The sequence below is a fragment of the Paenibacillus sp. GYB003 genome, assembly GCF_036577625.1.
Classification (GTDB): domain Bacteria; phylum Bacillota; class Bacilli; order Paenibacillales; family NBRC-103111; genus Paenibacillus_AB.
The window spans coordinates 93,873-119,519 of the sequence record NZ_JARBDC010000042.1; the positions used below are offsets into that span (position 1 = coordinate 93,873).

General features: G+C 60.8%; 16 protein-coding genes. 14 read left to right on the forward strand and 2 right to left on the reverse strand.

Annotation, left to right across the window (positions count from 1 at the left end):
- Positions 1 to 4: 4 nt before the first annotated feature.
- From PV407_RS14900 to cstA, 8 genes are all read left to right on the forward strand, one after another.
- A complete protein-coding gene (locus tag PV407_RS14900) occupies positions 5 to 2,335 on the forward strand; it encodes a glycoside hydrolase family 95 protein (protein WP_332090716.1) in 2,331 nt (776 codons plus the stop codon).
- Between the two features lie 890 nt (positions 2,336 to 3,225).
- Positions 3,226 to 4,557, forward strand: coding sequence for an ABC transporter substrate-binding protein (locus tag PV407_RS14905; RefSeq protein ID WP_332090717.1), 1,332 nt, complete (start codon positions 3,226 to 3,228; stop codon positions 4,555 to 4,557).
- A 114-nt stretch (positions 4,558 to 4,671) separates the two neighbouring features.
- Entirely contained in the window at positions 4,672 to 6,183 is a 1,512-nt protein-coding gene (locus PV407_RS14910; RefSeq protein WP_332090718.1) for a family 43 glycosylhydrolase, read from the forward strand.
- On the forward strand, positions 6,180 to 8,525 hold the full coding sequence (locus tag PV407_RS14915; protein ID WP_332090719.1) for a hypothetical protein: 2,346 nt from the start codon (positions 6,180 to 6,182) through the stop codon (positions 8,523 to 8,525). The genes PV407_RS14910 and PV407_RS14915 overlap by 4 nt, the downstream gene beginning before the upstream one ends.
- Positions 8,503 to 9,414 carry a pectinesterase family protein gene (locus tag PV407_RS14920; RefSeq protein ID WP_332090720.1) on the forward strand — a complete coding sequence of 304 codons (912 nt, stop codon included), beginning with the start codon at positions 8,503 to 8,505 and terminating at the stop codon, positions 9,412 to 9,414. The genes PV407_RS14915 and PV407_RS14920 overlap by 23 nt, the downstream gene beginning before the upstream one ends.
- Before the next feature lie 376 nt (positions 9,415 to 9,790).
- Positions 9,791 to 11,581 carry a sensor histidine kinase gene (locus PV407_RS14925; RefSeq protein WP_332090721.1) on the forward strand — a complete coding sequence of 597 codons (1,791 nt, stop codon included), beginning with the start codon at positions 9,791 to 9,793 and terminating at the stop codon, positions 11,579 to 11,581.
- Positions 11,556 to 12,311 (forward strand): LytR/AlgR family response regulator transcription factor, encoded by a 756-nt coding sequence (locus PV407_RS14930; protein WP_332090722.1) that lies wholly within the window; start codon positions 11,556 to 11,558, stop codon positions 12,309 to 12,311. Before PV407_RS14925 ends, PV407_RS14930 begins: the two co-directional genes overlap by 26 nt.
- Before the next feature lie 217 nt (positions 12,312 to 12,528).
- Complete coding sequence (gene cstA, locus PV407_RS14935; protein ID WP_332090723.1) at positions 12,529 to 14,322, forward strand: carbon starvation protein CstA; 1,794 nt, start codon at positions 12,529 to 12,531, stop codon at positions 14,320 to 14,322.
- 184 nt (positions 14,323 to 14,506) lie between these two features.
- Here cstA and PV407_RS14940 read toward each other — a convergent pair whose 3' ends face one another.
- Complete coding sequence (locus PV407_RS14940) at positions 14,507 to 15,088, reverse strand: hypothetical protein (protein ID WP_332090724.1); 582 nt, start codon at positions 15,086 to 15,088, stop codon at positions 14,507 to 14,509.
- Positions 15,089 to 15,477: 389 nt separating this feature from the next.
- Here PV407_RS14940 and PV407_RS14945 point away from each other — a divergent pair, with 389 nt between their 5' ends.
- On the forward strand, positions 15,478 to 17,256 hold the full coding sequence (locus PV407_RS14945; RefSeq protein WP_332090745.1) for a GMC family oxidoreductase: 1,779 nt from the start codon (positions 15,478 to 15,480) through the stop codon (positions 17,254 to 17,256).
- Between the two features lie 177 nt (positions 17,257 to 17,433).
- Here the strand turns inward: PV407_RS14945 and PV407_RS14950 are convergent, their stop codons facing one another.
- Positions 17,434 to 18,309: an AraC family transcriptional regulator gene (locus tag PV407_RS14950; RefSeq protein WP_332090725.1), complete on the reverse strand. Its 876-nt coding sequence runs from the start codon at positions 18,307 to 18,309 to the stop codon at positions 17,434 to 17,436.
- A 142-nt stretch (positions 18,310 to 18,451) separates the two neighbouring features.
- Between PV407_RS14950 and PV407_RS14955 the strand changes: the two genes are divergently transcribed.
- The 5 genes from PV407_RS14955 (at position 18,452) to PV407_RS14975 (ending at position 25,491) form a co-directional block, all read left to right on the forward strand.
- Positions 18,452 to 19,699 (forward strand): DegT/DnrJ/EryC1/StrS family aminotransferase, encoded by a 1,248-nt coding sequence (locus PV407_RS14955; protein ID WP_332090726.1) that lies wholly within the window; start codon positions 18,452 to 18,454, stop codon positions 19,697 to 19,699.
- A gap of 880 nt (positions 19,700 to 20,579) precedes the next feature.
- A complete protein-coding gene (locus PV407_RS14960; protein WP_332090727.1) occupies positions 20,580 to 21,446 on the forward strand; it encodes a helix-turn-helix transcriptional regulator in 867 nt (288 codons plus the stop codon).
- A gap of 156 nt (positions 21,447 to 21,602) precedes the next feature.
- A complete protein-coding gene (locus tag PV407_RS14965) occupies positions 21,603 to 22,955 on the forward strand; it encodes an ABC transporter substrate-binding protein (RefSeq protein WP_332090728.1) in 1,353 nt (450 codons plus the stop codon).
- A gap of 30 nt (positions 22,956 to 22,985) precedes the next feature.
- A complete protein-coding gene (locus PV407_RS14970) occupies positions 22,986 to 24,134 on the forward strand; it encodes a DUF2264 domain-containing protein (protein ID WP_332090729.1) in 1,149 nt (382 codons plus the stop codon).
- A 49-nt stretch (positions 24,135 to 24,183) separates the two neighbouring features.
- Positions 24,184 to 25,491 (forward strand): sulfatase-like hydrolase/transferase, encoded by a 1,308-nt coding sequence (locus tag PV407_RS14975; RefSeq protein ID WP_332090730.1) that lies wholly within the window; start codon positions 24,184 to 24,186, stop codon positions 25,489 to 25,491.
- Positions 25,492 to 25,647 lie beyond the last annotated feature (156 nt).

Here is a 25,647-nt window from a genome sequence, read left to right on the forward strand (position 1 = left end):
AACGATGAACGACGCGAACCGTCCCTTCTTATGGTACCGCAAGCCTGCCGCCGAATGGAACGAGGCGCTGCCGATCGGGAACGGCCGCCTCGGGGGCATGGTGTTCGGCATTCCCGACCGGGAGCGCATTCAGCTCAATGAAGATTCCGTCTGGTACGGGGGGCCGGCGGACCGCAACAATCCGGACGCCCTCGAGCATTTGCCGGCGATCCGGCGGCTTATTCTGGACGGCCGGCTCGGCGAGGCGCATCGTCTCGCCGCCATGGCGCTGTCCGGCACGCCCGAAAGCCAGCGCCATTATATGCCGCTCGGCGAACTTTCGCTTCAGCTCGATCACGCCGGCTACGGCGATTATCGCCGGGAGCTGGACCTCGCCGCGGGCGTCGTCGCCGTCTCCTATACGGCTGGCGGGGTGCGCCATACGAGAGAGTATTTTTCCAGCTATCCCGATCGTGTGCTCGTCGTCCGCCTGGCGGCGGATCGCAAGGGCAGTATCTCCTTTGCCGCCCGTTTGACGCGGGGCAAGCAGCGTTACGTGGACGAGCTTCGCTCGAGCGGAGGCCGGATGCTCGTCATGAAGGGCCATTGCGGCGGCCGGGGCGGCTCGGACTTTTGCGCGGTGCTGGCCGCCTATCCCGAGGGCGGAAGCGTTAGGACGATCGGCGAGCATCTGCTCGTCGAAGGGGCGGACCGCGTCACGCTGCTGCTGGCGGCCGAAACGACGTTTCGCCGTGCCGATCCGGAAGCGGAGTGCATGCGAACGGTGCGGGAGGCTTCGGCGAAAACGTACGATGCCCTGCGCGGCAGCCATGTCGCGGACGTTTCCGCCCCGATCGGGCGGGTGCGGCTGGACATCCGCGGCTCGGACGACGCGGCCGCCGCGGCGGAGCTGCCTACGGACGAAAGGCTGGAACGCGTCCGCGAGGGCGGAGAGGACAGCGGGCTCGTTTCGCTGTATTTTCAATACGGCCGGTATTTGCTGCTCGCGTCGAGCCGTCCGGGCTCGCTGCCCGCCAATTTGCAGGGCATCTGGAACGAGCATATGCGTCCGCCCTGGGACAGCAAATATACGATCAACATCAATACGCAGATGAATTATTGGCCGGCCGAGACGTGCAACTTGGCGGAATGCCACGAGCCGCTGTTCGACCTGATCGAGCGGATGCGCGTCAACGGCCGGGTTACCGCGCGGCGCATGTACGGCTGCCGCGGCTTCGTCGCCCATCACAACACCGATATTTGGGCCGACACGGCGCCGCAGGACATTTATTTGCCTGCGACGCATTGGCCGATGGGAGCGGCGTGGCTGTGCCTTCATTTATGGGAGCATTACAGGTTCGGGGGCGACCGCGACTTTTTGGCCCGCTGCTACGGGACGATGAAGGAAGCGGCGGCATTTTTCCTCGATTATTTGATCGATAGCGGGGACGGCCGTCTCGTCACGTGTCCTTCGGTATCGCCGGAAAATACGTATGTGCTGCCAAACGGCGAGCAGGGGCAGCTGTGCGCCGGTCCTTCGATGGACAGCCAAATTTTGCGGGAATTGTTCGAGGCCGTCGTCGAGGCCGGACAGCTGCTCGGGGAGGGCGGCGAATCGGCGCCGTTCCGGGAGACGCTGGCCCGGCTGCCGGAGCCTTGCGTCGGCAAGCACGGCCAGCTGCAGGAGTGGCTTGCCGATTACGAGGAGAAGCATCCGGGGCACCGGCACATTTCGCATCTGTTCGCCCTTCATCCGGGCAGCGCGATCACCGTGAAGGAAACGCCGGAGCTGGCCGCGGCGGCGCGCGTCGCGTTGGAGCGCAGGCTCGCGCACGGCGGAGGGCATACCGGCTGGAGCCGGGCATGGATCGTCAACATGTGGGCCCGGCTCGAGGACGGGGAGCAGGCGTACGCGAACGTAATGGAGCTGCTCCGCCAATCGACGCTGCCGAACTTGTTCGACAACCATCCGCCGTTTCAGATCGACGGCAATTTCGGCGGGACGGCGGGCATCGCCGAAATGCTGCTGCAAAGCCACGCGGGCTATATTCGCCTGCTGCCCGCCCTGCCGAAGGCGTGGGAGTCGGGACGCGCGGAAGGGCTGCGGGCGAGAGGCGGCTTCGTCGTCGATATCGAATGGGAAGGCGGTAAGCTGCGGACGGCGGCGATCCGCTCCGCGCTGGGCGGCCGCTGCCGGTTGATGCTGGACCGAAACGCGGCGCGCGTATCGGCGGATGGCCGGCCGATCGAGACCGACGCGGATGCGGATGCGGATTCGGTCGCGGATTCGGGCTCGACGAAGACGATCTCGTTTCCGACGGAGACGGGGCGCGCCTATATCGTTAAGGCGCTGTAGCGGCCGTCCTGACCGCTTGGGAGCCTTTCGCCCGCTCCTTCGCAGCCGGCGGAACCGGGTTCAGTGGCTAACGAATCGTCCGATGCTTATGGGACGGAAAAACGATCGTTTTTCAGGCTAACGAATCCTCGTATCGTTATCGAGCCGAAAGTGGAGGAAATCGGACCGGTTTGCCGGCAATAGCATTATTGGAGTTCGTTACAAAAGTAAAGCGCCGCATTCGGCTCCGATAACGATGTCTCGGTTCGTTAGCCTATGTTCGAAACCGGCAAGAAGCGAGCCGGACGGGGGCCGGGCCGTGCGGACACAGCGGCCGTTATGCGTTCCCGTTTCGGCGTTTTCCGTTTCGTAATCTCCGGCTTACTCGCTCTCCTATCGGTGTCGTTTCGAACGAACGGGAGAAGCCCCGGTTCAGATGGCGCCGCATCGGCGAAAGCACGGCATGGACCCTTGCAACGGGCGTTATCCCGTTTTTACCCGGAAACGGGAAACCGGCGACAATAACGGGAACATTTCCGTCTCGTTTCCCGCTCCGCTGCCGTTTCGGGTATAATAAGACAATTAAAATCAATTTATATCGCATAATGACATCCAAATATGAAGAATATAGCACTTATGTGCGATATACTGAAAGCGGTAACAGGCTATCCGAAAGGAAAGCTCGCTTGTTGCTCGTTGAAGCTAGAGAAGGGGTAAACGCTTTCGCGCAACGGCCCGCCTGCGGATCGGACCGCCCCAGCGCCGCTGCCGGGCTCCGAACGTAAGGCGGCGCGCATAAAGACGGCAAGCGCGGGAGGCGGCCGTTCGCGCGAAGCCATTGTCCTTCAGGCAAAGGAAAGCGCTGTATCCTCGCGGTCGGACCGGTCAGAACGAATAAGAGGAGGGTTTGCATGTTCAAAAAACACGTAACGTTATCCGTCGTCCTCGGCTTGCTCGCGGCGGCGGCCGCCGGCTGCGGAGGGACGGATAAAGAAAACGGCGCGGGCTCCGGCGCCGCCGATGCCGGCGGCGGCAAGGCGACCGATACGATCGACAAGCCGGTCACGATCGACATCACCGACGCCGGCGGCACGACGGCCGATCAGCTGGACGCCCTGTTCGGCAATGCGATCCGCAAAAAGTTCCCGAACGTGACGATCAATTACAAGCTGACGAACAAAGAGATCCGGCTGGAAAATTTGATTACCGCCGGCGAAAACATCGACATTTACACCCGGTCGATCGGCTCCTTTTTCAACGAGGTTCCGGTATTCAAGTTTCAGTACGATCTTTCCGCCATGGTCAAAACGTACGGCCTCGATCTGAACCGGATCGAGCCGAGCCTGATCGATTCGATGAAAAACAACGCGGACGGCCAGCTGTGGGGATTGCCGGTGTTCAACACGAACTTGGTGCTCTACTACAACAAGGACATTTTCGACAAATTCGGCGTCGCGTATCCGAAGGACGGCATGACGTGGCCGCAAATTTACGATACCGCCAAAAAGCTGAACCGTACCGAAAACGGCGTGACGTATGTCGGCCTCGCGCTGTCCGGCCAGCATCAAATCAAGCTGAACAGCTTGGGCATGCCGTACGTCGATGCGAAAACGGGACTGTCCACGTACGACGACGAGAAGTGGAAAAAAATATTCGAGCCGCTGTACGTTCCGGCGGAAGACCCGGGCTATCGGTCGTTCATGGCCGCGAAGGGGGACAAAGTCGCCGATTCCCAAGATTTTTACGACAGCAAGGCGGCGATGCTCGGCACGATTCAGCATCATGCGGGGAACGCCAATTTCGCGAAAGCGGGCTTCAACTGGGATATGGCCTCGTACCCGACGTACCCGGACAGTCCGGACGTCGGCAGCCAGTCGTATCCGACCTACTTCGCGATTCCGTCTTTCGCGAAAAACAAAGACGACGCCTTCAAAATCATCAAGTACCTGCTCTCCGACGAATTCCAGACGGAAGCGTCCAAGGCGGGCAACATGACCGTGCTGAAAAATCCGGACATCCAGAAGGCGTACGGCACGAACGCGTACAAAGGCAAAAACTTGCAGGCCGCCTTCCACAACAAGTTCGCGCCGGTCATGCGCAAGACGCCGTACGACGCCGACGTGGAAAAAGCCGCGACCCAGCATATCGTGAACCTGGCTACCGGCAAAATCGACATCAATACCGCCCTGCGGCAGGCGAAAGACCAGGCGGACAAAAAAATCGCCGAGCTGAAGGCGAAATAACCGGCGCCGAACGCCGGCCGAAAGCGGAAGGGGGGACGCGGGCGCGGGCGGACTCCCTTCGATTTTTGCCGCAGGAAGCGCCGACAGCGAAAAGGAGAAAGGGGCGAACCGTCCATGCATCGTACCGCGAACGCCGACATTGCGGAAGCGCCGGTCGTTTTGGCGCTGAAGGGCAATTATGCCGATCCGTCGATCATCCGCGTCGGCGCCGATTACTATATGACGCATACGTCATACAAGCACGTGCCCGGGCTGATCGTTTGGCATTCCCGCGATTTGCTCCGCTGGACGCCGATATCCGCCGCGCTGCACGAATACGTCGGCGACGTCTGGGCGCCGGAGCTCGTCTGTCATGAAGGCAAGTTTTACATCTACTTTCCCGCCGCCCGCACCAATTGGGTCGTGACCGCGGATTCGCCGCACGGCCCGTGGAGCCGGCCGGTCGACCTGAAGCTGAAGGGGATCGATCCCGGCCATGTCGCAGGTCCGGACGGCAACCGGTATTTGTACGTGTCCGGGATCGACATCGTCCCGCTGTCGGACGACGGAATGTCGGTCGTCGGGCCGCCGAGGCGGGTTTACGAAGGCTGGCATTATCCGGCGGAATGGGAGGTGGAGGCGTTCGGTCTGGAAGGGCCGAAGGCGACGTACCGAAACGGCTATTATTACATGACCGCCGCCGAAGGGGGAACCGCCGGCCCGCCGACGAGCCATATGGTCGTCTCCTCCCGATCGCGGACGCCGTGGGGGCCGTGGGAGCATTCGCCCTACAATCCGATCGTCCGTACCGCCTCCGCGTCGGAGCGCTGGTGGTCGCGCGGCCACGGCACGCTGGCCGATACGCCGCACGGCGACTGGTATATCGCGTACCACGGCTATTTGAACGGCTTTCATACGCTCGGCCGTCAAACGCTGCTGCAGAAGGTCGAATGGACCGCCGACGGCTGGTACAATATCGCCTCGGGAACCGGCGCGGAACGGACGGAGCTTGCAAAAGCCGCCGCGCAGGGAGCGGAGCCGCAAGCCGGCGGACACGTCGCGGGCGACGATTGGGAAGACGACCGGCTCGGCCTGCATTGGCAGTGGTACGGCGAACCGCGGCGGGAGCGATTCCGTCCGGGCGGCGGGGAGCTGCGCGTCGACGGCGCGCCGGGCGAATCCCCTCCTGCGCCGCTTCTGTACATGGCGGGCGATTGCGCCTATGAAGCGGAAGTCGACGTGATCGTCCGCGGCGGCGCCGAAGGCAGGCTGATGCTGTACTACAACGAGCAAGCCTATCTCGGCATCGGGGTGTCGGCGGGCGGAGTGCGCCATTTCCGTTCGCACAAATCGTACGCCTCGATTCCGTGCAGGGGCGACCGTGTAAGGGTGCGCATACGGAACGACCGGCATATCGTATCGTTTCATTACAGCGAGGACGGCGTTCATTGGCGCAAATACGACAAAACGGCCGACGCCTCCGGCTTCCATCACAATACGTTCGGCGGCTTTCTCAGCCTGCGCGTCGGGCTGGACGCCGCGGGGGAAGGAACCGCCGTATTCCGCCGCTTTCGCTACCGGCCGCTCGAATCGCCGGGCGATTCCGGCCGATCCGGCGGCTGCGAAGAAACGGGGGGACGAGCATGAACCGGCTGGTTACGTTGTCGGTCCGCAACACGCTGCCGTTTCCGCGGCGAAACGAGCCGGTCGCGACGGGGATTCCCGTGCCGAAAACGGCGGGGCTTCGCCGTGCGGGCGATCTGGCGCTTTACGACCAGGACGGCCGGCGCGTGCCGGCCCAATTCGCTCCGCTCGCCCATTGGGAGGACGGCATCGCCGTGAAATGGGCGCTGCTCCACTTCCGGACGGACGCGGAAGCGGGCGCGGAGCGGCGGTACGATCTCGTCGCAGAGCCGAGGGCGGACGACGTCGGCCTCGACGACGGCACTGCGCCGCGGCGTATCGCGACGGAAACGCCGGAAGGCGTGCTGCTCGATACGGGCGTTTGGCGCGGCACGATCGGCGCGGACGGCGCGCTCGTAAGCGGCATTGAGGTGAAAGCGGGCGAAGCGTGGCGGCCGGTTTCGTCCGCCGAGGGCGGATTGTACGGTACGGCGGAAACCGTAGCGGGCGGAACGAGGTACGTGGCGGGAAAGCCGCGCGAACGGATCGTCGAGGAAAACGGCACGGAGCGGGCGATCGTCAAAATCGCCGGAAGCTACGTACCGGCGCCGAAGCAGCCGCAAGCGGGCGAAGCCGCCGAATCGGGCGCCGAGGACGGGCTGCGGGGCCGGTTGGCGTACGAGATCCGGATCGAAGCGTATCGCGGGAAAACGGAGCTGAAGCTGACCCATACGGTCGCCGCCGGACCGGACGGCGCTCATTTTGCGGAGCTGGCGCTCCGTCTGCCGATGCCGGTCGAGCGGATATCGGCGGGCGGCGGGGACGGCGTCCTGTACGAGCAAGACGGCGTCGCGCCCGGCCGGACGCTCGGGATCATACATTATGCCGAAGACGAATACGGCTGCGGCGCGCTTGACCCGGCGGCGCCCGAGCATCGGCGGGAGAACGGTCGGCACGACGGCTGGCTCGCCGCGCGAAACGGGCGCGCGGCCGTTGTCGCGACGATCCGGCATTTTGCCGAAACCTATCCGAAAAGCGTGGAGACGAACGGGGACGAGCTGACGATCGGATTGCTGCCCGGGCGGTCCGATACGAAAGATTCGTTCGTTCCGGCGAATCAGATGCTGGACCGTTACTCGCTCGCTCCGGGGGAAGCGCGCACGCACGAGCTGCTGCTCGCCTTCGCCGCGCCGGACTTGAGCGACGAAGCGGCGCGCCGCATGTCCGCCGCGTTTCACCGCCCGATGCTCGCGCTCGCCCCGTGGGACTGGTACACGGATAGCGGCGCGCTGGGCGACCTGATTCCGCGCTCCGACCGGTACGAAGACTACGAGAAAGCGGTGGACGATACGCTCGCTTCCTGCCTGCGCCGGCGCGATGCGCTGCGTCTGTACGGAGACCGGAACTTCGGCGACGACCAATACGGCAAGCCGGGCGTATGGAACAACGGCGAGTACGATTACGCCCATGTGGGCATGCTTCATTTCCTCCGCGGCGCGGGACGGGATTGGTTCGAGCGGTACGCGCTGCCGGCCGCGCGGCATATGATGGACATCGACGTCTGCCACGCCGGTCCGCATGCGGGCAAAGTGCATCAGCACGGCGAGCGGCATAATTCGGAGACGCCGAAGCTCGGCTCGCACGCCTGGATTCGCGGATTGCTGGAATATTACTGCTTCACGGGGGATTTGCGGGCGAGAGACGTCGCCTTGAAGGTCGCCGATACGTGGAGCGCCGATATTTTGGGCAGAGGCGTGGCGGAAGGGACGGAGCGGGGCATCACATGGCCGGTCGTTTCGATGCTGGCGGCGTACGGCACATTTCCGAAGCCGGCTTATTTGGAGGCGGCGAGCCTGCTCGTCCGCACGGTGCTGGACTGCCACGACCCGCTCGAGGGCGACTTCAAGGGGACGATGAGCCGGCCGACGACGAAAAACAACTGGGGCACGTTTGTCATCGGCTCGCCCGTTCTCGAGTCGCTCGTCCTGTACGAGCAAACGACGGGAGACGTTCGGGCCAAAGAAACGGTCGTGCGAGCGGCCCGGCGGCTTGCGAGGCTGAACTGGCTGCCGGACGTCGGCGCATGGGAATATACCCATTCGATGCTGTCGGGCGGGGAGCGGGTTCATAACGCCAAAACCGACAAAATGGTGACGCCCGCCGTCCTGTACGGCTATCTGTACTCCGGGGACGGGGAGCTGCTCGCGAAGGCGATGAGCGCTTTTGCCCATAGCGCGGGAGTTCCTTCCGGCTCCGGAAAAGACGTCGGACAGTCGTACTGCTTCGGGGTGCGGATTCCGGCGCTGCTCGAGCGCGCCAAATCGATGAAGGAGGGATGCGCCGATGACGCTTCGCGAAATGAATGATCCGATCGTGGTAGCCCGCGACGGAAGCGGTCAGTTTACGACCGTTCAGGAGGCGGTCGACCGGCTGCCCGATTATTCCGAGACGCCGGTCACGATATCGATTAAAAACGGCGTTTACCGCGAAAAGCTGGTCGTTCCGCAGTCGAAAACGAACGTCCGGTTCGTCGGCGAAAGCCGCGACGGCACCGTTCTCGTTAATTCGGACAACGCGCATACGCCCGGCGACGACGGCCAGCCGCTCGGCACGTTTCGCAGCGCCAGCGTATTCGTCTACGGCGACCGGTTCGCCGCGGAACGGTTGACGATCCAAAACGACTCGGGCCAAGGAACCGGTCAGGCGGTGGCCGCCTTCGTGCAGAGCGACAAGGCCGTCTTTCGCGACGTGACGTTTTTGGGCTACCAGGATACGCTGTATACGGCCGAAGGCAGGCAGTATTACGAGAATTGCCGGATCGAAGGCGACGTCGACTTTATTTTCGGGGCGGCGACGGCGGTGTTCGATCGCTGCGTCATTCACAGCAAGCGGAGCGGCAGCTATTTGACCGCGGCGTCGACGCCGCCGGAGCGGCGGTTCGGCTACGTGTTTCTCGATTGCCGCATTACCGGCGATCCGGGCGTGAAGGACGTTTATCTCGGCAGGCCGTGGCGTCCGCATGCGAGCGTCGCGTTTATCCGCACCTGGATGGACGGGCTCGTCATACCGGCCGGCTGGCACAATTGGCGGGACCCGGAACGGGAAAAGACGGCCCGGTACGCCGAATACGACAGCCGCGGGCCGGGAGCGGCGCCGCAAGCCCGCGTCGGCTGGTCGCGCCAGCTGTCGGAGCGGGAGGCGGCGGAGTACGACGCAGGCGCCGTTTTGGGCGGCGACGACGGCTGGCGGCCTTGATCCAGCGGGGAGAAGGGGCGCTTTAGCGAAAGGAGGTAGCGGCAAGGAGGCAAAAGTCCGGTTCATGGCGAGCCGGACTTTTCCTTTTTTTCGTCTTTCCGGCACCCGCTTTTTCGCCGAGCGATTACCGCCGCAACAGCAGTCCCGCCTCGAGCGCGCGGACGGTACCGGGCGCTGAAGGCGTAACGCGGCGCGCCCTGCAAACACTTGATCGGACGCGATCGGGTGTTTTTCGTTTCCCTTTCTTTCCGTATTTTTCAAAACGGAATAACGAAATCGGGAGTACTGTAAACTAACTCGGACGAGTATAATGGACGAATATCGTACGTTCGCGCTTATGCGAAAGATCTTGTCGAACGAAGGAGTGTGAGGTGTCGTGATCGGCTTGCTGCCGCTCATGCTGGAACGGGTCGGCCTGCTGCTGATGGTGGCGATCCTGCTCTCCCGGCTGAAGTCGTTTCGCTCCATCGTTTATCACGAGCACGGCTATACGGAAAAAATAAGCCTTATCCTCATATTCGGCGCGTTCGGGGTGCTCAGCAACTATACGGGCGTGCAAATTCGCGGCGGCGGCTCGATTTCGTCCGCGGCCTGGCAAGCGTGGATCGGCCCGGACGGGGCGATCGCCAATACGCGCATCATGGGCGTCGTCATCGGCGGCCTGCTCGGCGGCCCGCTCGTCGGGACGGGCGTCGGTCTCATCGCCGGGCTGCACCGGTTTACGCTCGGCGGCTTTACGGCGCTCTCCTGCGGGCTGTCGAGCATACTCGCGGGCATCGTGACGGGATGGATCGGCAGACGAATCCGCGTATGGGAAAACAAGGCGCTCTGGCAAGCCGTCGTCATCGGCATTTCGATGGAAGCGGCGCAGATGGGCATCATATTGCTCGCCGCGCGTCCGCTTGAAGCCGCTGTCGCGCTCGTGCGCGTCATCGGCGTGCCGATGATCGTCGTCAACGGCTTCGGCACGTTTTTGTTCATGCTGATCATTCAATCGATATTGCGGGAAGAATCGCGAACCCGCGCGCTGCATACGCAGCAGGCGTTTTCGATCGCGGACGAAACGCTGCCCTTTTTCCGGCAAGGGCTGAACCCGGAATCGTGCAGGCATGCGGCCGACGTCATTCTGAAATGGACGAACGCCGACGCGATCTCGATTACCGACCGCCATCGCGTGCTCGCCCACGTCGGAGAAGGGGCGGATCATCATATCGCGCTGCAAAGCATCTCGACCCGGCTGACGCGGCAGGTGCTCGAAACCGGGACGACCGGCGAAGCGGGCTCGCGCCAGCAAATCCAATGCAGCAAGCCGGACTGCGTCCTGCAGGCGGCGATCGTGCTGCCGCTCAAGGTGCGGGAGCAGACGGTCGGCACGCTCAAGCTGTATTTCAAAAATCCGCGCACGCTCGACCGCGCCGAGCGCGAAATGGCGGAAGGGCTCGGCAAGCTGTTTTCGACGCAGCTCGAGCTGGCGGAGGCGGAGCGGCAGCGCAAGCTGCTGAAAGACGCGGAGATCAAGGCGCTGCAGGCGCAGGTGCATCCGCACTTTTTGTTCAACGCGTTCAATACGATTTCCGCGCTGTGCCGGACCGATCCGGAGCAGGCGCGGACGCTGCTGCTGCAGCTCAGCGTATTTTTCCGCAGCAATTTGCAGGGGGCGCGCCAAATCTTGATTCCGCTCTACAAGGAGCTGGAGCATGTGAGGGCGTATCTCGCCATCGAGCAGGCCCGATTTCCGGACAAATACGCGCTGCGGATGGAAATCGATCCGTCGCTCGAGCCGGTCGGCGTGCCGCCGTTCACGCTGCAGCCGCTCGTCGAAAACGCGCTGCGCTACGCGTTTCCCGCGCGAACGCCGGCCGGCAGCGCGCTTATCGTGCTGCGGGCGTACCGCGAGGACGGGCATATGGCGCTCGTCGCCGAAGACAACGGCCGCGGAATCGAGCCCGGGCTGCTCGACGCCCTCGGCAGCAAGACGGTCGAGTCCGCGGAAGGGACGGGGACGGCGCTGTATAACATTCGCAAGCGAATCGACGAAATTTACGGAGCGAAAGGCAGCTTTCGCATCGAAAGCGTTCCGGGCGAGGGGACGAAGGTGACGATTCGGCTGCCGATACAGGATTCGCAAGGGGAGGATCGCTATGCTGAAAGCTTTGATCGTGGATGACGAACCGATCGCTCGCGACGAGCTCGCCTATTTGCTGCGCCGGACGGGCCAGGTGGACGTCGTCGGGGAATCGGACCGGTTCGAGACGGCGCTGCGGCTCATTCGCGAGCTGCGGCCCGACGTCGTCTTCCTGGACATTCAGCTGGCCGAAGAGAACGGGGTCGACATCGCCAAGCGGCTGACGGAGGAGGTCGACGAGCCGGCGCCGGACATCGTGTTCGCGACCGCCTACGACGAGTACGCGCTTCAGGCGTTCGAGCTGGATGCGATCGATTACGTGCTGAAGCCGTTCGAAGAAAGCCGGATCAAGCGGACGGTCGACAAACTGCTCAAACGGACCGAGCTGAAGGAAAGCCGGGCCGCCTCGATCGTACCGGCGCGCCGGCCGAGAGCGAAGGAAAGGCTCGAACGGCTCCCCGTTTCGGTCGACGACCGCATTATGCTCCTTTCGGTCGACCGCATCGTCTACGTCGGCTTCGAGGACGGGAAGACGATCATCGCGACCGACGAGCGCGCCTATCGGGTGAACGAGCCGCTCGCCTCGCTCGAGCGCAAGCTGGAGGACGGCCCCTTTTTCCGCGTGCACCGCGCGTTTATCGTCAACCTCGACGCCGTCGTCGAAATTCAGCCGTGGTTTCACTCGACCTGCAATCTCATCATGCGGAACGGGTCGACCGTGCCGGTCAGCCGGACGTACATGAAGGAGCTGAAGCAGCTGCTCGGCTTTTAGCGAGGCGTTCGGGGCTTTAGGGCTATCGGATGGATCGGGGACGGACAATGTATGCCGCTAAGCCCGGTTCTTATGCGGCCCGCGGCTCGCATCGTGCGCCTCAAGCCCGGTTTTGTGCAAGTTAAGCCCTTTCTCGCGCGTTCTGCGCTGAAAACCGCCAATGTTCGTTTTCACCATCTATAATCGGGATTACGAACTACGAAAGGGGCGCGCCTGCATGAATGCGATTTCAATTGTTATCGGATCGATCTGTATTCTTCTGATCGCCTACCGTCTGTACGGGACGTTTATGGCTGCCAAAGTATTAAAGCTCAGCGACGCCAAGCCGACGCCGGCGCACGAGCTTCAGGACGGCAAAGACTATGTGCCGACGAACAAATGGGTGACGTTCGGACACCATTTCGCCGCCATTGCCGCGGCCGGTCCGCTCGTCGGCCCGATTCTCGCCGCGCAGTTCGGCTATTTGCCCGGCTTGCTCTGGCTGCTCATCGGAGCGGTCATCGGCGGCGCCGTGCACGATATGGTCGTCCTGTTCGCGTCGATGCGCAAAAACGGGAAATCGCTTTCCGAGGTCGCAAAGGAAGAGCTCGGCCCGGTCGCCGGCTTCTGCACCGGACTGGCGATGCTGTTCATCATTACGATTACGATGGCCGGCTTGTCGATGGTCGTGCTGCACGCCCTCGAAAACAACCCGTGGGGGACGTTCGCCGTCGCCATTACGATTCCGATCGCGATGTTCGTCGGCATTTTGTACAAAAAAACCGGCAACCTGAAGCTCGCTTCGACGCTCGGCTTCATTTTGCTCATGATCGGCGTGTTCGCCGGCCCGTCCATTCAGCAAACGGCGCTCGGCGACCTGCTTACGCTCGATACGCATACGCTCGGCTACATTTTGCCGATTTACGCGTTTTTCGCCGCCGCGTTGCCGATATGGCTGCTGCTCGCGCCGCGCGACTATTTGAGCAGCTTTATGAAAATCGGCGTCTTCATCGCGCTCATCGTCGGCGTGTTCATCATTAATCCGGCGATCCAGTTCCCGGCGTTTACGTCGTTCGTCGGAGGCGGCGGCCCGATTTTGGCCGGTCCGGTCTGGCCGTTCGTCTCGATCACGATCGCCTGCGGAGCGATATCCGGCTTCCACGCCTTCGTCGGCTCGGGGACGACGCCGAAAATGATCAACCGCTGGAGCGACATTAAAGCGGTCGGCTTCGGCGCGATGCTCGTCGAATGCGTCGTCGGCATTATGGCGCTCGTCGCCGCGACCGCCCTGCAGCCGGCCGACTATGTCGCCATCAACTCGACACCGAAGGTGTTCCAGACGCTCGGCATGGACGTCGTCCATTTGCCGGAGCTCGCCGAGAAAATCGGGCTCAATCTGGAAGGCCGGACGGGCGGAGCGGTGACGCTCGCCGTCGGCATGACGTACATTTTTACGAAAATTCCGTGGTTCAGCCATTTGTCGTCGTACTTTTTCCAATTCGTCATCATGTTCGAAGCGGTGTTCATCCTGACGGCGATCGACGCCGGAACGCGGGTCGCCCGTTACTTGATCCAGGACTTTTTCGGCGAGCTGTACAAACCGCTCAAAAAAGCCGACTGGCTGCCGGGCTCGATTTTCGCCAGCGCGCTCGCCTGCTTCCTGTGGGGCTATCTGCTCGTTTCGGGCGACATCAGCTCGATCTGGGCGCTGTTCGGCGTATCGAACCAGCTGATGGCTGCGATCGGCCTGATCGTCGGGGCTACCGTCATCCTGAAAATCGCCGACAAGCGCTGGTATGCGCTCACCTGCATGATTCCGCTCGCCTATTTGTTCGTGACGGTCATGTATGCGGGGTATTGGATGGTCGCGAACGTTTACTTGAACCCGTCGAACGCGGGCTACAACGTGCTGAACGGCATCCTGTCCATCATTATGCTCGTGCTCGGCATCGTCATCATGATCGCCGCCATCAAAAAATGGAACGAGCTGTGGAACGCTCCGACGATAAGAGTGAATACGAAAGCGGCTTGACGAAGATAGCGGGTCGGGCCGAAATGCCGGGTGCGTTCGCTTGAGCGGTCCCCAAAGACCTTGACTCTCCGCTGATATTTTCCAAAAAGCGGGGGATAGTAAACAAGGGAGGCCGTTTGCAGCCGCGTCCTGTTGATGCTTGCATAGAAAAAGGACGGCACGGGGCCGTCCTCTTTTGCTTTGCTTACGATACCGCGGAGTCCGAAGCTTCGGCTGCCGCGCCGTCGCCGTTTTGCGGGGCGAAGCGCTTGATGTGGACCCGGCCTTTGCCGCCCGCTTCGCCGTTCACGAGCTTCGCGGCGAAGTCGGCCAGCCCGGCTTTGCGGCTGTCGTACTGCTCCTGCGTCAGCTTGCCGTCCGCGAGCAGCTGGTCCAGCTGCTCCGTCTGGGCCGCGACGATGCCGTCGATGACGGTTTGGACGTCGACGCCTTTCTCGCTTGCGATCGCGGCGATCGTTTTGCCGGATTTGACCGCTTCGCCCAGCTCGTCCTGCGTCAAACCGAGCAGCGCGGCGATTTCGTCGGATTTGACCCGCATATGTCCTTTGCGGATCGGCTTGTCCGCCGTTCCGTTTGCCGTTCCGTTCGTCCCGGACCACTGCGCCCGTTCGAGACGTTTTCCGAACGTTTTGTCCGTTTGAAGCTGCTGCGTTTGCGTTGTATCGGGAGCCGTATCGGCCGCGCGGGCGCTGCTCGCCCACAAGCCGCCGCCCAGTGTAATCGCAAGTGCCATCGTCGTCGCCGTTATCGTTTTCAGTCGTTTCATTCGTTCTCCACTCCGTTTCCGTTATAGTTGGTTGGGATCGTCGCTCCGCCGGTATCGGCGAAGGCGGGAAGCCGGTTGGTCCGGACTTCGGCGGGACCGGTCGCTCACCTCCTTCACATGGAATATCGTACCGTCGGTTTCTTAATTTCAAGTGAAAACAAACTGAAACGAGCATGAAAGTTGGCTGAATGTTGGCTGAATGCGCGCGGCGAATAACGGCCGGACTAGCGGACGATCGGAAAAATAAGCGGTATCGTTTGGTTCTCTACCTACACAAAAGAGAGACTATCTCCATATGTTGACTACCAGATAGTCACTTTACTTGAAAGTAGGCAGAGAGAGTGATGGAATCTAAAAAAATAAAGAAATTGCGCAAAAAGAACGGCGCCATGGCGGCAGGCGGGTCAGAGCAAGTAACGGGACACAATAAGAAGAAAGCAATCAAGAAAAACGTTTTCGATTATATCGTCATCGGCGCCGGAACGGCGGGCGGAGTCATAGCCAAAAAATTGACGGATGACAAGCAAACTTCCGTGCTCGTTCTCGAGCCGGGAATTAACAGTACGACGCAGTTAAGCAGTCCGAACGTTTTGGAGGCCATTCCTTTGTCAACCGACAATAAATACGCCCTCAACCTTTTATCCATAGCGGAGCCGTCCATTCAGCGGCAGCTTACAACGATCAACGGTCGGGTGATCGGGGGGAGCTCGGAGGTCAACTATATGCTCGCCATCCGCGGGAGCCGGGAGCTTTACGACAGGTGGGCGGCTCTTGTCGGCAGCAAACAATGGAGCTACAATCAAGTTCGTTCTCTGTTTATCGAAAATGAAACGTATACCGGACAAACGCAAAATCCGAACGAAAGAGGAAGAAAAGGGCCGATATTCGTCAGACAGCAGCACATTCCTTCGAACGGACTTATTCAAACGTTGGCCAACGCGACGGCAAAAGTATTGGGTATTCCCGTTGTAGAGGACTATAACACGGGGGTGCGAGACTGCACGTTTTACAAAAACCAGTTTACCCAGAAAGAAGTCGGCGGCAGGATTGCCCGCTCGTCGACGGCAACGGGGTACTTGAACGAAAGTATTGTAACTCAAGGCAATGAACGGCATCCCGACGAGGTTGGGGTTGGAAAAAGAAAGCTGGTCATTTTCGCCAAAACGACGGTGAACAAAATCGTATTCAGGAAAAAGGAAGGGTCGTTCGTCGCGGTCGGCGTCGATTATGTCAAAGACGGCGTTTCGCATCGATCGTTTGCCCGAAAAGGCGTTATCGTTTCGGCAGGCTTTTTCTCCTCCGTCATTTTGCAGCGGTCGGGGATCGGAAAATCGCGCGATTTGATTCGTGCGGGGATCGCTCCGTTAATCGAAAATCCGAACGTAGGCTACCATTTGCAAACTCACGCGTATGTCGGACTCGGAGTTGAAGTGGATACGTCTCAAATATTGCCGATAGCGGCAGCCGATCCGAATCAGCCTATCGCCTTGGGCGCCTTTAAATCGGAGCACAGGAAAAGCTCGGAGGGCCGCCGCTTGCAGCTGCAAGGAGTGCCCGCGCCGATCTTTCTTCCCGCCCAGGAAGTGGCCAGCAACGGGTGGGAACTTGATGTGACGAAGCCTGTCAATATTATGAGCTTCGGCATAGTTGACCTGAATCCGAGAAGCAGGGGGACGATCATGGCCGCTCATAGCGATCCCGAAGCCCTTCCGTCGTTTACCTTCAATCCGCTGCAGCCGGGTACGAACGATCTGGATTTCATGGTGGATCAATATATCAACTTGTACAATATTATTAAAGAGGCCAGACGGAAAAACAGCGGCATTCATAAAGTGGTATATCCGCCCGAAGCGATCTTTACGATTCCCGACGAGGAGGAAAAAAGAAGACAGCTTAGTGGATACGCCAGAGCTTCTTATTCGAACTTCTACCATTACGGCGGGCAATGCAAAATGGCGAAAAGTGTTCGGGACGGAGTCGTCAACGAAAATCTGGACGTGTTCGGTACAAAAAACCTGAAAGTAGCCGATCTATCCGTCTCTCCCATTTTGCCGGACGGCAACACGTCCATACCCGCTCAAATGATCGGTTTAAACGCGGTCCGAATTATTCAAAACAATTCTCGCCCTTACGTTGCAACCGATAAAGATTTTGTTGAAGCGGAATAATTACAGATTCCTTGACGAAGTGATTTATCGAATGGTGGAGCTGCTTCAGGGCGGCTTCTTTTTTTGGAAGCACCGGTATTCCGCGCGGCTGATGTCGCCCGTTTTTTGCATAAAGCGTTTTCGCACGGTTTAAGTTAAGGTGAGCCGTAGCTGTCCGGACAAAAGGCGCAAACCGCTTCATTCCGCCCGCTCGCGCTGCTTTTTCCGGTAATCGGTCGCGCTGAGTCCGGTCGTCTCCTTGAACACGCGCGTAAACGAGCGAAGCGACGAAAAGCCGACGTCGTAGGCGATTTCCGCCACCGACATATCGGTCGCGGTCAGCAGGCTGGAGGCGCGGCGAATGCGCAGCTGGTGCAAATACTCGAGAAAATTTTTGCCGAGCAGCCGCTTGAACGCCCCGCGAACGACGAAGACGCTGACGCCGAATTTGCCCGCGACCTCCTCGAGCGATATCGTTTCCTCCATGAAATGGGTGTTGACGTATTTGACGAAATCCCACTCGACCGGACTGAGCTCGACCGGTTGCCCGAACGAGGCGAAAGCCGGATGATGGCGGAAAAACAAATAAATCGCTTCCAGCAGCTTGATGCGCATAAAGCCTTGCTTGCCGAGCGACGAGGAAGCCGATTCCGCTTCGAGCGCGGATAAGACCGACTTGATCGCCTCGAACGCGTCCGGAGGCAGGTCGTAATACGGCTTCGTTTCGTCGGACAGCTTGACGAGCCACCCGCCGACTTCGGCGAAAGCGGGCTGAAACAGCGAATTCATATCGAACATGCAGCAAAATTTATACAGCGGCTTGCCGTCGTCCAGCCGGAGCGCGTGCAGATGGTAAGGCGGCAGCAGGCATATGCTGCCGGGCTGCAGCCGGTGCTCCTCGCCGCCGACGATTTCCGTCCCGTTGCCGCTCGTCACGAGCGATATTTCCGCAAATTCGTGATGGTGGTTCGGATAGCCGTGCTTCAACGGATAATGCGTGATGAAGAGCGGAAACTCGCCTTTTTTGAACGTGCTGAGCCGCAAACTGTCCTGAAAGATCGGATAAGTCGTCATGCGCGTCGTCCCTCGCCGAAGGTCGTTTTGATTGATCCCATTGTAGCAATTTTTGACCTATTTTCCTACACAATTTGGCGTGTAGCGGAAAAGCCCGGATACTATAATGAAGGCATTCCAAGGGATAAAGGGGACGTGCACGATGAGTCAGGAAAAGCTCGCCATTCACGGCGGACCGAAGACGAAGACGACGCCGTTCGGGACGGGCAAGCGGTTCGGCTTGGACGAAGCGAAGGAGCTTCTGGAGGCGCTCGAGCAAAATACGCTGTTTTACCATTTCGGCAAAAAGGTGAAAACGTTTCTCTCGAACTTTAACGAGCTGTACGGCGTCAAGTACAGCGTCGCGACGACGTCGGGCACGGCGTCGATTCACGTGGCGCTCGGCGCCGCGGGCGTTACCGTCGGCGACGAAGTCATTACGAGCCCGATTACGGACCAGGGGACGCTGATCGGCATTTTGTACCAAAACGCCATTCCGGTGTTCGCCGACCTCGATCCGAATACGTACAACATGGACCCGAAATCGATCGAGGCGCGCATCACGCCGCGCACGAAGGCGATTTTGGTCGTTCATCTCGCCGGCAATCCGGCGGATATGGACGCGATTATGGCGATCGCCCGCAAGCATAACGTGAAGGTGATCGAAGACTGCGCGCAAAGCTATTTGACGAAATACAAAGGCCGTTTGGCGGGCACGATCGGCGATTACGGCTGCTTCAGCACGAACGACTTCAAACATATTTCGACCGGCGACGGCGGCATCGTGACGGTCAATTCCGGCGACGAGCAGGACTTCCTGACGACGCACGCGTTCGCGGACAAAAACTTCAAACGGTTCGGCGACACGGTGCAGAAGGAGCTGCATTACGTCGCTCCGAACTACCGGATGACCGAGCTGCAGGGCGCCGTCGGCATCGCGCAGCTGAAAAAGCTGCCGTGGATATGCGAGCAGCGCAACAAATTCGGCGACCGGATCACCGCCGGCATCTCCGGACTGCCGGGCATCGAGCCGCACAAAGTCGAAGCCGGCAACTACGGCACGTATTGGTTCTACATGATGCGCGTCGACGAGTCGAAGCTGACGTGCACGCGAGAAGAATTCAGCAAGGCGCTGGCCGCCGAAGGCATTCCGAACTCGGCCGGCTACATCCCGCAGGTGATGTACATGCAGCCGCTGTTCCAGAAGCGGCAGGCGTACCTCGGCAGCCACTTCCCGTTCGACCTGACCGGCATTACGTACGAGGAAGGATTGTGCCCGAACGCGGAAGCGATTTTGCAGACGGCGATCCGGTTCGGCGTGAACGAGTTTTACACCGAGCAGGACGTCGAAGACATCGTCCGCGCGATCCGCAAAGTGGCGAACCATTTCGCCAAAGTGCCCGCGTTGTAAGCGCAGCGAGCAGCCTGTCGGACCTGAGTCCGGCGGGCTGCTCTTGTTTCCTGGTCAAGCGTTTATATCTTTTCGGAGCAAACGAAAAGAACGCTAAAGCATGGGGCGAGCGGCGCCTTTCGTTTCCGTGTCCGGCTGATCTTTATCCTGCCGGGCGGTGAACGGGAAAACCTCCCGTTAACTCGCTCCGCTGTAGGCAAGACTGTCGAAATACCTGGAAAAGCTCCAGGTAAATTGGCGCCGAGTCGGCGAAAAGCGCGGTTTGGACGAATGTAGCGGGACGTTTTCCCGTTGTTTTGCCCGGAAACGGGAAATGACCGAAACTAGCGGGAGCATTTCCATCCCGTTTTTCTTCTCCGCTGCCGTTTCGGCACAACCAAAAAGTTCGGTTTGCACAGAAAAGACCGTCCGTCCCGACCTTCGCTTAAGCGCCGAAGCCGGAGCGGGTTTCCTGCTGCCTGCGGCGGGACTGGCCCAAGTTCCAAGGTCTAACGGTCATGGCGGCCGCTATTGAGCCTCATTTCGGCTTATTTTTTTTGTAACGGACACAGGCTCAGCTATTTAGTGAAAAACCCCCTTTTGGCCGGCGGTTCGGAGCAAATAAGCGCAGGTGGTGTCCGTTGCGATTGGAGAACGGCCGATTTTCGCGAAATAAGCTCCGTGGCGTCCGTTACGTTTCTTTGCATCCTCGAAATACGGCGGTGGACGTTTTTCTTCGCGGCCCGGCTCCCTCCGGCTGCTCCCGCTTTCGCATCTTGATTTTGCGCTTCAATGTGATAGACTCATTTCAAGCTGCGGGCCGTTTCTTTTTTCGGGATCTTCTTTTGCCATCGCACTTCCCGCTCGTAAGGATGGAACGCGCGAACAGGAGGGGGACGCCTTGGATATCCAATTAAAGCTGCGAACCGGCCGATATTCGCTTCAAGTGGTCGCGAACCGGTACGTCGAACGGCGAACCGGGTTCATCAACCGGCGGCACAGCCATCCGGTCTATCATTTGATGTACATTACGGACGGGGAAGGCACGTTCGAGGTCGGCGATTCGACGACGCGCGCCTTGCCGGGCATGCTGTACTGGATCAGTCCGAACGAGCCCCACCGGTTCGAGGCGAGCTTGACCCGCCCGATGAGCAATTTTGCGTCCACGTTCGTGCTGAGGGGGGAAGACGGCGTTCCGGCGGAAATTCCGTTCCCCGATTTGATCGAGGAATATGCCGGGACGCAGCTGCCGTCGGCGGCGCGCCGGTCCCCCTGCATCGTTCCGCCGCAGTTCCGACCCGCCGTCGAGAACGGCTTCCGCCAAACGGTCGCACCCGCGGAGGCGCCGTCCCGGGACATCCGGGACAAGCTGCGCGTGCTCGATTTGATCGTGCGCATCGCCGATACGGTTGGCCGAATCGGGCAAGGGGCGCCGGGCCGGAAAAACGGGACCGCCGTGACGGAGCTGCTGCGCTACATCGAAACGAATTTGCACCGGGCGCTTACGCTGGAGGAGCTGGCGCGGCATATTCATGTGACGCCGAATTATTTGTGCCGCATGTTCAAGCGCGAGACGGGAGCCACGCCGCGGCAGTACGTGCAGAAGCTGCGCATGGAAAAGGCGATGGAACGGCTCGTCGATACGGACGAGCCCGTTTACGGCATCGCGGAGCGGCTCGGTTTCGAAAGCGCTTCCTATTTCGCCCGCGTGTTCCGGGCGAAGCACGGCGTAACGCCGTCCGTTTTTCGGGAGCTGCAAAAAGGATAATATTTTACGGGTATCGGCCTTTTTTCTGTCTTTATTCGCATGTCGAACCTTTGCTATAGTTGCTGTGCAGGCGCGCGCCGGCAAGCACTCGGGGACGAACCGACCGGGTGTTCGATTTCGGGAACGGCAGGTCGTCGAACAAAAGGCGGGGGTTATATGGACAAGTTTCGCATGCGAAAGCGGTTTCTTGCCGAAAATCCGGGGGCTGCCGCATGGCGCCCTTCGTTTGGCGCTGGGCTCGCGCTGCTGCTTCTGTCGGGCTGCGCCGGCGCCGGGAGCGGCGCACCGAATGACGAAGGCTCGCCTCGAGGGGAGCCGGCGAAGCCGGTGACGCTGACGTTTTATCAATATTCGGCCTTTTTGACCGACGAAGAGTTTCAGGAATTGATCGCGAAGCCGGTAAAAAGCAAATACCCTCATATTACGCTGGAGCTCGTGCGCGACGGCAAAGGGACGTCGCCGTCGGAGCTCGTGACGGCCGGAAGCATGCCGGACATCGTGTATACCGGGTCGGCCGGCGCGGTTACGCTGATCGAATTGAACGCGGTGCACGATTTGAACGGGCCGATCAAGAAAAACGGGCTCGATCCGGGCAAGTTCGATGCGACGGCCGTGAAGTTCATCCAAAGCTATTCGAAGCGAGGGGAGACGTACGCGCTGCCGTTCGCCATCAATTTTTCCGCGCTGTATTACAATAAAGATTTGTTCGACAAGTTCGGCGTCCCGTACCCGACGGACGGAATGTCGTGGGACGATGCGATCGGCCTCGCCAAAAAGCTGACCCGAACGGATAACGGCATCCCTTACAAAGGGCTCGATCTGGACGGCGGCTTTCAACGGCTGGGCGAGCAGCTGGCGCTCCCCGTCATCGATCCGAAAACGATACGGGCATCGCTGCAGACGGACGGCTGGAAGACGGCGGTCGACATGTTCAAGCGGATCAAGGAAATTCCCGGCAATGCGGACGGCAAAGCGGCCGTTCCCGCGTTCGAGCAGGATCGCAGCCTGGCGATGCTCGCCGGACTCGGCGCCAGACTCGGGGAGCTCGAGGAGCTGCACAACAAGGGCACTCCTCTAAATTGGGATTTGGCCGCCATGCCGACGTTCCGGGAAGCGCCAACCAACAGCTTCGGCATCAGCCTGTTTTTGCTCATGCTTTCCTCGGGCGGCAAGCATAAGGACGAAGCGTTCCAGGTCGTCCGGCTGCTGCTGGGCGAAGAGGTGCAGACCGCCCTCAACAAGCGCGGCCGGCAAACGAGCCTCCAGGATCCGAAGTACCGGGAATCGTTCGCGGGCGATTTGAAATCGGCCCAGGGCAAAAACGTGGCGGCGATTTACAAACGGACTCCGGCGCTGCTGCCGCCGCTCACCAAGTACGACAACATCGCCAAATCCGAGCTGGCCAAAGCGGCCGCCAAGGTCGCGGCGGGCGGGTCGGACGTCAATACGGCGCTTCGCGAAGCGGAAGACCAGGCAAACAAGCTGATCGCCGCGGAAGCCGCCAAATAAACGACTTTGCGATCGAAGGAGCCGAAACGAATGGACCAGCAAACGAGCGACAGAGCGTACTGGATCGCGACCATGTGGAAAATCGCGGATCCCGTCTTGACCGCATTGGCGGAACGCCGCCTGAAGGCGGTTATGCCGGTCGAAGGCAAGACGGACGACAGGCGAAACTATACGTATTTGGAGGCGCTGGGACGCCTGCTGGCGGGGATCGCGCCTTGGCTCGAGACGGGGCCGGCGGACGGGGAGGAAGGACGGCTGCGGGAGAAAGCGGCCGCCCTCGCCCGCGAGGCGATCGATGCCGGAACCGATCCGGCGTCGCCCGACTATATGAACTTCGGCGAAGGCTACCAGCCGATCGTGGACGCCGCCTTTTTGGCGCAGGCCATTTTGCGCGCCCCGACCGAGCTTTGGGACAGGCTGCACGAACGGGTGCGGCGCAACGCGGTCGCCGCCTTGAAGGCGACGCGCACCCGCAAGCCGCATTTCAACAACTGGCTGCTGTTCGCGGCGACGATCGAGGCGGCGCTGTGCCGGATGGGCGAGCCCGACTGGGACCCGATGCGCGTCGATTTCGCCCTGAAGCAGCACGAGCAGTGGTACGTCGGGGACGGGACGTACGGGGACGGGCCGGAATACCATGCCGACTACTACAACAGCTTCGTCATCCAGCCGATGCTCGTCGACGTGCTTGAAGCGGTCGGCGATCGAAGCGCCGATTGGAGCGGAATGGCCGACCGGATCCGGAAACGGGCGCGGCGTCTGGCCGCCATCCAGGAGCGGTCGATTTCCCCGGAAGGCACGTTTCCGCCGATCGGCCGGTCGCTTGCATACCGGTTCGGCGCTTTTCACGCGCTGGCGCAAACGGCGCTGCGCCGCGAGCTGCCGGAGCCGCTGACGCCCGCCCAAGTGCGGTGCGCGCTGACGGCGGTCATTCGCCGGTCGGTCGAGCAGCCGGGGACGTTCGATGCGGGCGGCTGGCTGACGATCGGCTTCTGCGGTCATCAGCCGGAGATCGGGGAATCGTATATTTCGACGGGAAGCCTGTATTTGTGCTCGGTCGTCTTTTTGCCGCTCGGCTTGCCGGAGGACGATCCGTTTTGGCGGGGCGAAGCGGAATGGACGTCGCGCAAAGCGTGGTCGGGCGCCGCCTTCGCGATCGATCGGGCGTGGAAAGGATAAGCCGCCGATGCCGATGCCAATGCCGATGCAACAGAGGAGACCGAACATTTTGTTTTTGATGAGCGACGAGCATCGGGCCGACGTGGCCGGCTTCGCGGGAAACCCGATCGTGCGCACGCCGAATTTGGACCGGCTCGCGGCGACGGGAACCGTGTTCGCGAACGCGTATACGGCTTCCCCGATCTGCATTCCGGGGCGGCAGAGCATGATGGCCGGGCAATTTCCGCGAACGACGGGCTGCGAGACGTACGGGCAGGATTTGCCGCCCGGCCATATGACGTTCGCGCGCAGACTGGCGCAGTACGGCTACCAGACCGTCGTCAGCGGCAAGCTGCACCATATGGGAACGGATCAGATGCAGGGCTGGACGAAGCGCCTGTACGGCGATATGGAAATCGCGCCGTCGTTTTTGGAAGGCCGGGTGCAGGCGGAGTTCGACCGGTATGCGCGCCCTTCCCCGAAGTGGGAGCAGGCGAAGGAAGTGAAGCGGGCCGGCGTCGGCAAAGGTCCGTGCGTCACGCACGACAAGCTGACCGTCGAAGCGGCGCTGCAATTCATCGACGACTATTTCAACAGCACGTATTACGACCGCGAGCAAATCAAGCCGCTGCTGCTCAAAGTGAGCCTGCTGCAGCCGCACTACCCGTACTTGACCGGCGAAGACAAGTTTACCTACTACTTGAACCGGGTGACGCCTTATACGAACGAAACGCCGTTCGATCACCCGTTTCTGAGCAAAATGGCGGTCGCGGGCGACGCCGACGCGTCGGAGAGGGAGCTTCGGCGGGCGACCGCCGCCTACTACGGCATGATCGAGACGATCGACGAGCATTACGGGACGATCATGCGGGCGCTCGAGCACGTCGGGCAAAATCTCGACGACTGGATCGTCGTCTATACGTCGGATCACGGCGAGATGCTCGGACAGCACGGCGTATGGGAGAAGCAAAAGTTTTTCGAAGCGAGCGCGAGGGTGCCGCTCGTCATTCGCAGCCCGAAGCGGTTCGGGGCGGGAGGCTTCGTCCGGAGCAACGTCAGCTTGTGCGACTTGTTCGCGACGCTGTGCGATTTGGCCGGCGTTCCCGTTCCGGGCGGCCTGGACAGCCGAAGTCTCGTCCCGCTGCTCGAAGGAAACGACGCGGAATGGGACAACGAGGCCGTTTCCCAGTTCGGCGGGCGCTACCTGATGATCAAGCGCGATCATTTGAAGTACCAGTATTACGGGCCCGGCATGCCGGAGGTGCTGTTCGATTTGCGGCGCAACCCGGAGGAGACGGTCAATTTCATCGGCGAGCCGGAGTACGGCGAGCAGGTCGGGCGGTTTCGCCGGCGGGCGCGGGAGCTGAAGTTCGGCTGACGCGAAGCCAAAGCCGCGGGCCGGGGGCGGTTAGCGGGGCGCATGCAATCGGCATGCGCTCCGTTTTTTCGTACGATAGCGCAAGGAACGAATGCCGACAAATATGAAAAAGGTGGATTGACAGCCATGGAAGGAGTCGGTACTATTTAGTTGTTC